This is a genomic window from Thermaerobacter sp. PB12/4term (assembly GCF_003403315.2).
Taxonomy (GTDB): domain Bacteria; phylum Bacillota; class Sulfobacillia; order Thermaerobacterales; family Thermaerobacteraceae; genus Thermaerobacter.
Window position 1 is genome coordinate 152,066 of record NZ_CP048407.1, and the last position, 12,901, is coordinate 164,966.

Annotated in this window: 11 protein-coding genes and 1 riboswitch; all 11 genes read left to right on the forward strand. The window is 71.7% G+C overall.

The window, feature by feature from the left end; genetic code table 11:
• Positions 1–112 precede the first annotated feature (112 nt).
• On the forward strand, positions 113–1,123 hold the full coding sequence (gene spoIID, locus DYI95_RS00685; protein WP_116901303.1) for a stage II sporulation protein D: 1,011 nt from the start codon (positions 113–115) through the stop codon (positions 1,121–1,123).
• A 203-nt stretch (positions 1,124–1,326) separates the two neighbouring features.
• Positions 1,327–2,073, forward strand: a complete 747-nt coding sequence (locus DYI95_RS00690; RefSeq protein WP_116901302.1) for a M23 family metallopeptidase — start codon at positions 1,327–1,329, stop codon at positions 2,071–2,073.
• 652 nt (positions 2,074–2,725) lie between these two features.
• Positions 2,726–3,025: a sporulation transcriptional regulator SpoIIID gene (gene spoIIID / locus DYI95_RS00695; protein WP_116901653.1), complete on the forward strand. Its 300-nt coding sequence runs from the start codon at positions 2,726–2,728 to the stop codon at positions 3,023–3,025.
• A gap of 389 nt (positions 3,026–3,414) precedes the next feature.
• Complete coding sequence (locus DYI95_RS00700) at positions 3,415–4,428, forward strand: rod shape-determining protein (RefSeq protein ID WP_116901654.1); 1,014 nt, start codon at positions 3,415–3,417, stop codon at positions 4,426–4,428.
• A 198-nt stretch (positions 4,429–4,626) separates the two neighbouring features.
• Positions 4,627–4,683: riboswitch (cyclic di-GMP riboswitch) on the forward strand.
• Between the two features lie 402 nt (positions 4,684–5,085).
• The gene (locus tag DYI95_RS00705; RefSeq protein ID WP_243149780.1) at positions 5,086–5,835 is read left to right on the forward strand and encodes a flagellar hook-basal body protein; all 750 of its coding nucleotides are present in this window, start codon (positions 5,086–5,088) and stop codon (positions 5,833–5,835) included.
• Positions 5,832–6,659 (forward strand): flagellar hook-basal body protein, encoded by an 828-nt coding sequence (locus DYI95_RS00710; RefSeq protein ID WP_164581335.1) that lies wholly within the window; start codon positions 5,832–5,834, stop codon positions 6,657–6,659. Before DYI95_RS00705 ends, DYI95_RS00710 begins: the two co-directional genes overlap by 4 nt.
• 390 nt (positions 6,660–7,049) lie before the next feature.
• Positions 7,050–7,664, forward strand: coding sequence for a superoxide dismutase (locus DYI95_RS00715; protein WP_116901281.1), 615 nt, complete (start codon positions 7,050–7,052; stop codon positions 7,662–7,664).
• A gap of 230 nt (positions 7,665–7,894) precedes the next feature.
• Positions 7,895–8,344 (forward strand): 3-hydroxyacyl-ACP dehydratase FabZ, encoded by a 450-nt coding sequence (gene fabZ, locus DYI95_RS00720; RefSeq protein WP_116901280.1) that lies wholly within the window; start codon positions 7,895–7,897, stop codon positions 8,342–8,344.
• 621 nt (positions 8,345–8,965) lie between these two features.
• Complete coding sequence (locus DYI95_RS00725) at positions 8,966–9,940, forward strand: S1 RNA-binding domain-containing protein (RefSeq protein WP_158556080.1); 975 nt, start codon at positions 8,966–8,968, stop codon at positions 9,938–9,940.
• Positions 9,941–10,455: 515 nt separating this feature from the next.
• Complete coding sequence (locus tag DYI95_RS00730; RefSeq protein ID WP_116901278.1) at positions 10,456–11,328, forward strand: Cof-type HAD-IIB family hydrolase; 873 nt, start codon at positions 10,456–10,458, stop codon at positions 11,326–11,328.
• 213 nt (positions 11,329–11,541) lie between these two features.
• Positions 11,542–12,828: a flagellin gene (locus tag DYI95_RS00735; protein ID WP_116901277.1), complete on the forward strand. Its 1,287-nt coding sequence runs from the start codon at positions 11,542–11,544 to the stop codon at positions 12,826–12,828.
• The last annotated feature ends 73 nt before the right edge of the window (positions 12,829–12,901 follow it).

Below are 12,901 nucleotides of genomic sequence, written 5' to 3' on the forward strand. Positions count from 1 at the left end.
CCTTTCTTCCAGGGCCTCGCGCCCAGGGCCTCGCGCCCCCGTCGTGCCGGCGCAGGCATGTCCCCCCTCCCCGGTGCATAGAGATGTCCCGAATTCGAGGGAGGGATCGCCCTTGCCTGTTCGGCCGGCGTGGCGCCGCCCCGTAGCCGGCTGGTTCCTCCTGGCGCTGGTGCTGACGGTGCTGCTGCCCTTTCTCGTGGTGCTGACCCGGGGCCTGCGCATCGAGACGCCTCAGGCTCCGGCCGTGCCCCTGGACCCCGGCCAGCTGCCGGTGCGGGTGTGGATTCCGGGCCAGGACAGCGTGCAAACCCTGCCCCTGGAGGTCTACCTGACGGGCGTGGTGGCCGCCGAGATGCCCGCTTCCTTTCACATCGAAGCCCTCAAGGCGCAGGCGGTGGCAGCCCGCACGTACACCGTGCGGCAGATGCAGGTCTTTGGCGGCCCAGGTTGCCGGGAACACGCGGAGGCGGACGTCTGCGGCGACCCCCAGACGGGACAGGCCTGGCAGCCCCTGGAGGCCCGGCGCCGGGACTGGGGGCTGTTGAACGGGTGGCGCTTCGCCCGGAAGATCCAGCAGGCGGTCCAGGAGACGGCCGGCCTGATCCTGGTCTACCAGGGGGCGCCCATCGACGCGGTCTACCACTCCACCTCCGGCGGGCGCACCGAGGACGCTTCCGCCGTCTGGGGCAACCAGGTGCCTTACCTGCGGCCCGTGGACTCCCCGTGGGAGACGGCCTCACCCCACTGGCGCAGCACCCGGACCATGACCCTGCAGGAGTTCGCCCGCCGCCTGGAGGTCGACCCCAAGGTCGTGCGGGACCTGCCGGGGGACCAGTGCTTTGCGCGGGTCGAATCGTCGCCGGGCGGGCGCGTGGGCCGGGCCACCGTGGGCGAGAAGGTCTTCACCGGTCCCCAGCTCCGCCAGCGGCTGGAGCTGCCCTCCACCTGGTGGACGTGCCGCCGGCAGGGAGAGCAGCTGACCTTCACCATCCGGGGCTGGGGCCACGGGGTGGGGATGTCCCAGTACGGTGCCGACGGAATGGCCCGCCAGGGGTACAGCTACCAGGAGATCCTCCGGCATTACTACCCCGGGACCAGCCTGCGGCCCATCTTCAGCGAGTAGCCCACCCGTCTTCGGCGGATAGCCCGCCCGGCCCGTCGCCGGGTCCCTCCCATGGGTACGGACGGCTTGCCCGGCGGGCCGGGCCGGCCCGGGCCGCCGGGCCCCTCCGCCAGGGCCCTGCTGTCGCTTCGGCCGGTGGAATTCGCACTTTCCTGCATAAATGCACCAGCCCTGGTAACACTACCGCCCAGAGGTGGTGCCACATGCAGGAGACCCCGCAAAGCGGGCAGAGCCGCATGGCGGGCCGGCTGGCCGGCTGGATGGCCCGGATGCGCGGGCGGCCGGCGCTGCGGTCGCTGGTGGGTTTCGCCGTGCTGGTGGCCGTCTTCATCGGGTCTTATCTGTACTTCCAGGGCTGGCCGGGGTTGAGCGGGCCCGAGACCGCTTCCCTGGATGAGCAGACCCCCTTGGAGACGGGTGCCGACCAGGGCGTAGCACCCAGCACGGCCACCCCGGAACCCATGACCGGCCAGGCCGGGGCCGGCACGGAGGCGGGGACACCGGCGCAACCCCGGGACAACGTGCCCACCCGGGAAGTCACCGGCGAGACGACCCCGGCCTTCATCTGGCCCGTCGCCAGCGGCAAGACGGCCATGGGCTTCGGCTGGCAGTACTCCGAGACCATGGGTGACTGGCGCTGGCACCCCGGCGTCGACCTGGCGGTCGAGGAAGGAGCCCAGGTGGTGGCCGCCGCCGACGGGCGGGTGGTCGCGGTCAACCGCGACCCCGACCGCGGCCTGACGGTGACCATCGAGCACGATGGTGGCTACCGCACGGTCTACGCCAGCCTGGCCGAGGCGACGGTGGAAGCCGGCCAGCAGGTGCGGCGCGGCCAGGCCATCGGCAAGGCGGGCCAGTCGGCCCGGATCGAGGCGGCCGCCGGCACCCACGTCCACTTCGAGATCTGGCGTGGCGACGAGGCCGTCGACCCGCAGACCCTGATCGGCTAGGATCCCCCGGCGCCGGACCCCGCCGGAAGAACCGGCCCGGAAGAACCGGCTCCGGCCCGGCGCCGGCCACCGGGGAACCCGCATCCCCGTACGAACGGCGGCCCCGCTCCCCCGAGCCCCCTCGGGGAGCGGGGCCGCGGCCTTTGCCGGGGTGTGGCGCCCCGGCGCCCCGGCCGGCCCGGCGGCCCAGCGGCCCGCCGGGCCGGCCGGGGCGTGCCGGGCGGTCATCCCGTCCAGCCGGTTTCGGCACCGGCAAGGCGATCGGGTCGACCCGTCCCAGCTCAGGCCTGGCAAACCCCCGCCGGCTTGCGTCCGCCCGCCTGGCCTGCGCTGGCCCGCACCGCCGGGCCCACGCCGTGGCGACCCCCGGCTGGCCCGAGCGGGCCTGTCCGCCCATCCGCGGCCCCACCCGTGGCGCCCCCCGGGGTGGGCCGACCGGACCTGCCCTCCCATCTGGGACCCCACCCGGTAGCGACCCCCGGGCTGCCCGACCGGGCCTGTCCTCCCATCCGTGGCCCCACCCGGCGGCTGCCCCGGCGGCCCGAGCGGGCCTGTCCGCCCGTCCGCGGCCGTCCGGCGGCCTGCGGCCAAGGTATGTTTGCCTAACGCCCTCATATAGATGGTACCAGACCAGGGCGAAGGGGGCAGGTCGGTGAAGGACTACATCTGGAAGCGCGTGGTGGAGGTGAGCACGTACATCGCCCGCACCCGTTCCACCGTGCGCGAGGCAGCCAAGGTGTTCGGTGTCTCCAAGAGCACCGTCCACAAGGACGTCACCGAGCGCCTGCCCAAGATCGACAGCCAGCTGGCGGCCAAGGTCCACCAGGTCCTGGAGACCAACAAAGCGGAGCGCCACCTGCGGGGCGGCGAGGCCACCCGCCTCAAGTACCTGCAGGAACAGCGGGGCCAGGAAACCAGGCAAGCCCCTTCGGAGCCCCCCGTCGGGGCTTGACGCGCCGTCCCTGCCCGCACCGGCCCTGGCCCCCGGACGAACGCGGCCGTGGCGGCGGCCCGCCGGGTTCCACCCGGCTGATCCCGGTCCGCAGCCCGGCCACCTTCCTTCCCGCCCCCTTCAGGGCCCGTCCGGCCGCGGCCTCCGCCGCCCCCCATGCCCGCCACGGGACGGACAACCCCGGCTTTTCCCTCCGCCGGCCGGCCCGGCCAGGAGTCTGGCGGTCAAGAGGAACCCGGCCTTATGGCAAAGAAATCCGCCACAGCAACCGCAGTCAGACGGATTCCTGCCAGCCCTGAGGCCCCGGCGCGGCCGCCGGCACCGGGACACCCCGCCGGTTCCCCGCCGTCGCCCAGGCGGCTGCCGGGCGGTCAGGAGGGGGACAGGCTATGGTCGGGTTCGTCCGGGACCTGGGGGTCGACCTGGGAACGGTCAACACCCTGGTCTTCGTCGAAGGCCGGGGCATCGTGCTCAACGAGCCTTCCGTCGTCGCCATCGATCGGGAAACCGGGCGGGTGCTGGCCGTGGGGTCGGAGGCCCACCGCATGCTGGGCCGCACCCCGGGCCACATCGTGGCCGCCCGGCCCCTGCGGGGCGGGGTGATCGCCGACTTCACCGCCACCGCCACCCTGCTCAAGATGCTGCTCCAGCGGGCCATGCCCCGACGCCTGGGGGTGCGGCCGCGGATGGTGGTCTGCGTTCCCTCGGGGGTGACCACCGTGGAGCGGCGGGCGGTCATCGAGGCCGGCTACGAGGCGGGGGCCCGCAAGGTCTACCTCCTGGAAGAACCGGTCGCCGCCGCCCTGGGGGCCGGCCTCAACATCCACGAGCCCGGCGGCCACATGGTGGTCGACGTGGGCGGCGGCACGACGGACATTGCGGTCCTGTCCCTGGGCGGGGTGGTGGTGGCCGGTTCGGCCCGCGTGGGCGGCGACACCTTCGACGAGGCCATCGTGCGCCATGTCAAGCGCCGGTACAACGTGCTGATCGGGGAGCGGACCGCCGAGCAGGCCAAGATCGCCATCGGCCGCGCCGAGCCGCCGGAGGGGGAGGGGAAGCGGTTTGAGGTTCGCGGCCGCGACCTGGTGACCGGGCTACCCCGCACCCTGCACCTGACGGCTGCCGAAATACAACAGGCCCTGGACGAACCCGTCTCGGCCCTCATCACGGCCCTGCGCAGCACCCTGGAGCGGGTTCCTCCCGAGCTGGCGGCCGACATCCTGCACCGCGGCCTGGTGCTGACGGGAGGCGGCTCCCTGCTGCGTGACCTGGACCGGCGCATCGCCCGGGCCACGGGCCTGCCCGTGGTGAAGCCGGAACAGCCGCTGCTGACCGTGGCGCTGGGTACCGGCGTCGCCCTCAGCATGCTGGACCGCCTGGACGGCGTGCTCATCGCCGGCTGACGGCCGCCGGTCCCTAAAAGGCACGCCGGCCGCCTGAACCGGGAAGGAATTCCCCTCCAGGTGTCGAATGGGCATGTAAAGCCTCCTGAGGCCGTACGTTCTAAGACGTGGTCCCGCGCATCAGGCGATGCACCTCGGCGAAAGTACGGCCGAGGCACCACAGGCTTCAACACGACCGTGACACGGCACGTGACCACGCCGCGATAAAGGCAAACCCGCCGAAAGGCGGGGGCGCAAAGCCACGGGTCTACCGCACGGCGGGACGGAGGGACGCCTCGCCCGGCGCGCACCGGGATGCGGGAGTCGGGTCAGGTTCCCGGGACAGGGAACCTGGCACCGGACCGGTAAGGGGGTGCCAGCCCTGGCCGGGCTCCGGTTCCGGAGAGCAGCTGGGCCGGCTCCTGCAGCGAGGTGTTCCGGCCCCTCCTCCTGCCGGCCATGACGGCCGGGCTGCCGAACGGGTGGACGGGATCTGCCGCCGGGTTCGCCCGCCGAACCCGGCGCGGTGAGAGGATTTTCCACCCCCGGTTGCCGCCCGGGGGTTTCGTTTTTCGCGGCCGGCTGCATGCCGCGATTGTGGCCGGTTGCATGCCGCAGGACGGCCTACCGGCGGGGCGGGGCGATCTCGGGGTCTGGCGTGGCGGAAGGGGTGATCCGGTGCTGCGAGGTCTCTACACCGCGGCCAGCGGCATGCTGGCCCGGGTGCTCCAGCAGGAGCGGCTGGCGGGCGACCTGGCCAACGTCAACACGCCCGGGTACAAAGCGAGCCGCAACGTGACCGAGGCGTTTCCCGAACTCCTGCTGTCGCGGCTCGACGGGACGGGAGCCCCGGTGGTGGGGCCCCTGGGCACCGGTACGGTGGTGGCCGAACCGGGCGCCGACATGCGGCCCGGACCCTGGGTCACCACCGGGCGACCGCAGGACCTGGCCCTGGAGGGGGACGGCTTCTTCGTGGTGATGGGCCCCGGCGGCCCGGCCTACACCCGGGCCGGCAACTTCACCGTGGGACCCGAGGGGTACCTCCAGGCTCCCGACGGCTCGCCCGTCCTAGACACCACGGGCCAGCCGCTGCTGGTGGGCAGCGCCCAGTTCACCGTCCGGCCCGACGGCCAGGTGGTGGGGGGGGACGCGGTCCTGGGTACCATCGCCCGGGTCACCTTCGCCAACCCCGCCGGCCTGCGGCGGGTGGGTGACAACCTGTGGCAGGCCACGCCCGAGTCCGGCCCCGCCGTCCCGGCGGCTACGCCCGTGCGCCAGGGGGTGCTGGAGCAGTCCAACGTCGACCCGGTGCAGGTGGTGGTCGCCATGCTGGCCAACTTCCGCGCCTTCGAGGCCGCCCAGCGGGCCGTCCAGGCCCAGGATCAGACGCTGGGGCTGGCCATCCAGGAAGTGGGGCGGGTCACATGATCCAGCGGGCCCTCTGGTCGTCCGCCGCGGGCATGGCTGCCGCGGCCCGGCAGGTTGACCTTACCGCCGGCAATCTGGCCAACGTGAACACTCCGGGTTTCAAGGCTGCCCGGGCGGATTTCGCCGATCTGGTTTACGCCGCGGCCCAGGTGCCGGTGGCGCCTCCTGCCGCCGCGGCGGGAGGCGTCCAGGTGGGACACGGCGTCCGCCTGGCGGCCACACCCCGGTTGTGGAGCCAGGGGCCCTTGCAGGCCACGGGCTCCCCCTGGGACCTGGCCATCGAGGGTCCAGGCTTCTTCCAGGTGGCCGATCCCGGTACCGGCGAGGTCCTTTTGACGCGGGGCGGGACCTTCATGGCCAGCCCCGTACCCGCCGGCGTCCCCGGCGGTGGGGAGGCCGGCGAAGCGCTTCTTGTCACCGACGGCGCCGGGCGGCCGCTGCTGGCGGCCGGCGGCCAGCCCCTCCTGCTCCCGGCGGGATCCCGCGGCTGGGTGGTATCGCCGGACGGAGAGGTGCGGGCCCTCCTGGCCGGGGGGCGCGAGGTGCCCGCCGGCCGGCTAGCGGTGATCGTCCCGCCGGCGCCCGATGCCCTGGAAAGCCGCGGCGAGGGCCTGTACGCCCTGGGCGGCAACCCGGTGCTGGCCATGGCGCCCGGCCAGGGCGGAGCGGGGTGGATCCGGCAGGGGATGCTGGAGCAGTCCAATGTGGACCTGGCCCTGGAGATGACCCGGCTGCTGGCGTCCCAGCGGGCGTACCAGCTCAACGCCCGCGCCGTGCTCACAGGCGATGAGATGCTGGGCCTGATCAACCGGTTGCGCTCCTGAGGCACCGCTCATGCGCTCAAGTGCATGCGCCCAAGATTGTTAGCGGTTTAGCCCGACGGCCCGCATGGGCCTCCCCCCTGATGCGGCCGGGGTCCGGGCGGCAGGCGCCGCCCGGACCCCGGCCCTTTTCCGGCGGCTCACCCTGCGCCCGGCGAGCCACCCCGCCGGCGGGGCCCGCATGAAAGCTGCCGATGCTTGGTATATACTCGTAATCGAGCGCAGGAAAGACTGGATCCTGGGAACGGGCAGGATACCGGTGCCACCGGGCCGGCCCTGGCGGGGCGGGCCTGCTCTGCTGCCGTCAGCCTGTCCCCGCAACCGGTGGCGCCGGGGCCGGTTCGTCCCGGGAGCCGGTCGCTGCGCACCTGCCGATTCAAGGAGGGATTGCCGGTGGCTTACCAGTTGCCGCCCCTGCCGTACGACTACAACGCCCTCGAGCCCCACATCGACGAGCAGACCATGCGGATCCACCACGACCGGCACCACGCCACCTACGTCAACAATGTCAACGCTGCCCTGGAGAAGTACCCCGAGCTGCAGGACAAGCCCATCGACGAGCTCCTGCGCCAGATCGACCAGGTTCCCGAGGACATCCGCACGGCGGTCCGGAACAACGGCGGCGGCCACGCCAACCACTCGCTCTTCTGGGAGATCATGAGCCCCAACGGCGGCGGCCAGCCCACGGGGGCCCTGGCCGAGGCGATCAACAAGGCCTTTGGCAGCTTCGATGCCTTCAAGGACCAGTTCACCAAGACGGCCACGACCCACTTCGGCAGCGGCTGGGCCTGGCTGGTGGTCGACGAGAAGGGCGACCTGCAGGTCTACAGCCTGCCCAACCAGGACAGCCCATACATGAAGGGCCACACGCCCATCCTCGGCCTGGACGTGTGGGAGCACGCCTACTACCTGAAGTACCAGAACAAGCGGCCCGACTACGTGGCGGCCTGGTGGAACGTGGTCAACTGGGACGAGGTGGCCCGCCGCTACCAGCAGGCCCGCGGCTGAGCCACCCATTGCCACCCGCATCCTCCCGGCCCGTGGTGACAAGGACCACGATGACAAGGACCGCGGTGAAAAGGGGAGCCGGCAATCCGGCCCCCCTTTATTTTCCATTCGGAAGGGGGACGGCGGCGGGCGGCGAATCCTAGGGGCGAACCCTGGTGCCGGACCGGCCACCGGGGCAACCCCGGTGCCGCAGCTTCGGGCCCCACCAACGCGGAGGATTGGACCAGACTATGGCGGAACAGGATGAGCCCCAGGGGGGCATGGACATCCAGGCGATCCTCGAGGTGTTGCCCCACCGTTACCCCTTTCTCCTGGTCGACCGGATTCTTTCCCTCGAGCCGGGACGCCGGGCGGTGGGCCGGAAGTGCGTCAGTGCCAACGAACCCTTCTTCCAGGGTCACTTCCCCGGCCGGCCCATCATGCCTGGGGTTCTGATCCTGGAGGCCATGGCCCAGGTGGGGGCGGCGGCGGTGCTGTCGGTCCCTGCGAACCGCGGCCGCCTGGCCCTCTTCGCCGGCGCCGACCGGGTGCGCTGGCGCCGGCCCGTGATTCCGGGCGACTGCCTGGAGATCGAGGTGGAGATCATCGCCATGCGCGGTCCCCTGGGCAAGGGCCGCGCCCGCGCCACCGTGGACGGCGAGCTGGCCGCCGAAGCCGAGTTGAGTTTTGCTTTGCGGTAGGCGACCGGTCACCCTGCAGGCGTAACATCGACCCCCGATGGATCCCTGGCCCAGGGGCCCTGTCCCGGAACCGTTTGCACCGGCCTCGCACCGGCCTTGACCGGATCTGTTTCCCTCAGGTGGGAACCCTGGCACTGGAACCACCAGCGGGCCCAACCGGCACGGCAACTTCGGTCCTCGTTGCCCCTTGCATGTCCGTTGCCCGGCCCTGGATGGACATGGTGAAAAGCCTGGCCGATCTGCTCACTTTGGATAAGGCGGGTGCATATTCCATAACCTACATGCAGGTGCACCGTACGAATGGCGTGGTGTAGCTTGCGGCCGGGCGTGGCGGAACCCGGCCCCGGCCTTGAGGAGGCGTCTTCCCGTATGCCGGATGCGATGAAGGATTCCCTGCTTCCTGAGGAGGATTCGCCCGCGTCACCGTCCGTGCCATCGCCGGTGCCATCCGGGCCTGCTCCGCCCTCTGACCTCGCCGGACGAACCGGCCGCACCGGCCCGGAGCGGGAGGGACGCGTCCCCGTTGCCCTGGAACCGGCCCGGGCGGCCGGCGCCGCGGTTCCCGCCGGGACGGGAACCGGTGCCGCTATGGTACCGGCGGCGGGGCCGGCGGCAGGGCCGGTGGCAGCAGCGGGCGAGGGGGTGCGGGACCTGGCCGGGCTTGTGCCCCTGGCGCCCGGGACCCGGGTCCACGGCACCATCACGGGCATCGTGGACTACGGCGCGTTCCTCGTGACCGACGACGGCCGCCGGGGGCTCATCCACATCTCGGAGATCTCCGACTGGTACGTGGAACGGGCGGAAGATTACTTCTACAAGGGCGAGCGGGTCCAGGTCGAGGTGGTGCACTTTGATCCCAACAGCGGCAAGTACGCCTTTTCCACCCGCCGCCTGGGAGGCAAGCAACCCCTGGCCAACCGCTACGCCGACCGCCTGCTGGAGCTGCACCGCCATGGCGTGACGGGCGCCCGGTACCGGTACGGCACCGGTTGGGCTCGCCGCCCCCACGCCCGACGAACCGGCCGCCCCGGTCCGGCGGCCGGCGCCACGGATCCCCAAGGCTCTACTGGCGGCTCCGGATACCGGCTGCCGGGTGGCACGAGCGGCGATGGCCGGCGGGGCCCGGGAGCGCCTCGCAGCCTGGCGAGGCAGGGCAGTGATCCGGCCGGCGTGGCCGGCACCGCCGGGAACGCTGGCCACGGTTCGGCGGGCCACGGTTCTGCGGGCAACGGGCCCCGGGCGGGCGGCAGCGGGAACCTGGAAACGGCCGGGGGCGCCGCCAGACCGGCGACCGGCAGCTGGCGGGACCCTGATGCGGGCCGCCTCCGCGCGCGGTACCGGGCAGGTACGGGCTGGCGCAGCGCCGCTCCGGTCGCCGGCGAGGACCGGGAGTCGCGGGAGGCCCTGCTCCAACTCCTCCGCCATCACGTGGGTCAGGTATCGCCCGCTGCATGCACGGAGCTGGACCGGCTGGTCGAGACCTACGGGAGCGAGCGGGTGGCCACCGCCCTGGCCCGGGTGCTGGAAGAGACGGACCGGGCCCTGCAGGTGATTGAGGCGACGGGCCGCCGGTTGGCGAGCGGCACGGCGGACTGAGCGTGGGGCCGGCAGGCGGGCCTCGCCACGGAGCTTCCCGGGCGGGGCCCGCAGGCGAGCACGGTCCGCAGGCGAGCATGGCGGGTGTATTGGACGGCGGCGCATCCATGGGCAACGCATCGCGTCACCCGCCGCCGCTGTAACCCACCGGCCAACCTACCGGGCCACCCACCACGGCGATACCTGGGGCCCGGGCTAGGCGGGAGACCGGAGGCTGTAGGCCAAAGCCCCGGATCACCCGCCGCCCGGGCCCCGTCATCTTGCGGTGCGTGATCCGCTGGCTGGTTGGGGAACAGGGTGTGGGGTGGCTGAGCGGGGTCCCCATGGGATTGCCCAATGGGGTCCCCTGCCCCCTGCGTTGCCTGGGACCCGCAACGGCCCCGCCACCGCAACCGCTACTGCAACCGCCAGGGACCCCGCACGCCCAGGACCCCGAGGACCCCGGCTCAGCACGGCCCCTCGCCCCCCTGTAACCCTATAATAGGAGCGGTTTGATCTTCAAAGGAGGATGCCCCTTGCTCCCTTACCTGATCGCCCTCGACGTCGACGGCACCCTCTTGGACAGCCAGGGCCGGCTGCGCCCGCGGGTGAAGAACGCGGTCCGGGCGGCCGTGGCCGCCGGTCACCATGTCTGCCTGGCCACCGGCCGCCGCTGGGTGGCCAGCCGTCCCTTCGCCCAGGAGCTGGGCCTGCGGACGCCCTGCATCGTCCACAACGGCGCCGTGGCCGTCGACCCCCTGACCGACGAGCCGGTCTGGAAGCAGCCCTTGCCCGCCGAGTTCGTCCGGCAGGCCATCCTGAAGGCCCGGGAGCTGGGGGTGTCCCTGTTCTTCCACGACCTGGACCATCCCCACGGCGACCGCATGCTCTACGAGCCAGGGGCCCGGCTGCCGAGGGCCTCCTGGTTCTTCGAGGCGGGGCGCCTGACCCAGGAGGTGCCCGATCTGCTGGAGTGGGTGAGCGTCGGGGCGGTGCGGGTGCTGGTCCGTGACCGGTACGAGGGTGCGGAGGCCTTCCGCAGGTGGATCACGGCCGAGTGGGGCGACGCGGTGCGGGTGCTGGCAGGGACCGATCTGGAGCCGGGCCTCTACGCCGTGGAGGTGTCCGACGCCCCTGTGTGCAAGGGCTGGGCGGTGGAGCGACTGGCCGCCCACCTGCAGGTGCCGGTGGAGCGGGTGGTGGCCTTCGGCGACTGGGACAACGACATCGAGATGCTCCAGTTCGCAGGCATTGGCGTCGCCATGGCCAACGGCTCCCCCGCCGCCCGGGCCGCCGCCCGCCGCGTCACCGCCAGCAACGACGAGGACGGGGTGGCGGTGGTGCTGGAGGAGCTGCTCGGCGGGGGTGTCCGCGGGGGCGTGGGTGGGGGTGCCGGCCGGGGCCGCTGAGGCCCCGGTACCGTTCGCCCTGCCGCCCGGGGCATGCCGGGGGCCAATCCAAGGGGCGCAGTGCATCGTCCCTCTGGGAATTTGGGACCCGGCCGGCGCTAACGTGTTGTCGCCTTCCCTTCGATATTCCGGGTAGCCGTCAGAACCCCCGGAGCGGCAGGCGCGCGATGCCGCCCGGTGGGAAGAACCCGGCAAGAGGGAGGGCTGTTGTTCATGCGGATCAACCACAACGTGGCCGCTCTCAACGCGTGGCGGAACCTCACCCAGACGAACAGCCTGCTCAACAGGTCGCTGGAGCGGCTGTCGTCGGGCCTGCGGATCAACCGGGCGGCCGACGACGCGGCGGGCCTGGCCATCTCCGAGAAGATGCGGGCCCAGATCGCCGGTCTGCAGACGGCCCAGCGCAACGCCCAGGACGCCATCTCGCTGATCCAGACGGCGGAGGGCGCGCTGAACGAGACCCACAGCATCCTGCAGCGCATGCGCGAGCTGGCGGTGCAGGCGTCCAGCGATACGAATACGGCCGCCGACCGGGCGCAGATCCAGAAGGAGATCGACCAGCTGGCCCAGGAAGTGGGCCGGATTGCTGGGACGACGGAGTTCAACACCCAGAAGCTGCTGGACGGGTCGTTCGAGCAGAACGGCATCACCTTCCAGATCGGAGCCAATGCCGGTCAGAACATCTCGGTCAAGATCGGGAACATGGGCGGCTTCAGCCTGGGCGTGGTGAGTGACCAGGTCAAGGCCCAGGCGACGGTTAGCGGTACGCTAACCGAAGGGGCCACCAATACTACCGACATTCCGGATGGTACCTACACCGTCCGGGCGGGTGCGAGCGGCGGCTACGAACTGGTCGACGCCACGGGAGTCGTCGCAGCGACGTCAACCGACGGCAAGACTTGGACCGGCGGTGACGACACAATCACATTCTCGGTCGCGGTGACGAACGGTACCGTCACCGTGTCGGGCACCACCGTAACTGCCAAGGGTACCTTCTCCTTCACGAACGGTGGTCTTGAGGCAGGCAGTTACACGTACGACGCGACTTCCAAGGTTCTGAAGGACAGCAGCGGCAACGTGGTCGCGACCGAAGATCCGACGACGGCCGGTAAGTTCATCGACAGCAAGGGCAACGTGGTGCTGGACGCGAGCGGCCTCGGTACGTTGAGCAACGGTCAAGTCTTCACCGTCAGCGGTCTCGACGTGACCTCCCAGGCGTCTGCCGGCTCTGCCATCACTGCATTCGACAGCGCCATCGAGAGCGTCTCGGGCCAGCGTGCAGACCTCGGTGCCATCCAGAACCGCCTGGAGCACACCATCGCCAACCTGGGCGTGGCGGTGGAGAACCTGCAAGCGGCCGAGTCGCGCATCCGCGACGTGGACATGGCCCTGGAGATGGCCAACTTCACCCGCAACCAGATCCTGTTGCAGTCCGGCACGGCGATGCTGGCCCAGGCCAACGCCATGCCCCAGGCGGTCCTGCAGCTGTTGCAGGGCTAATCGAAGGCGGAGCCATCCGTCAAACCGATGCAGTAGGTCACGTTCGACACACCATACCCCCCATCGATGGTCC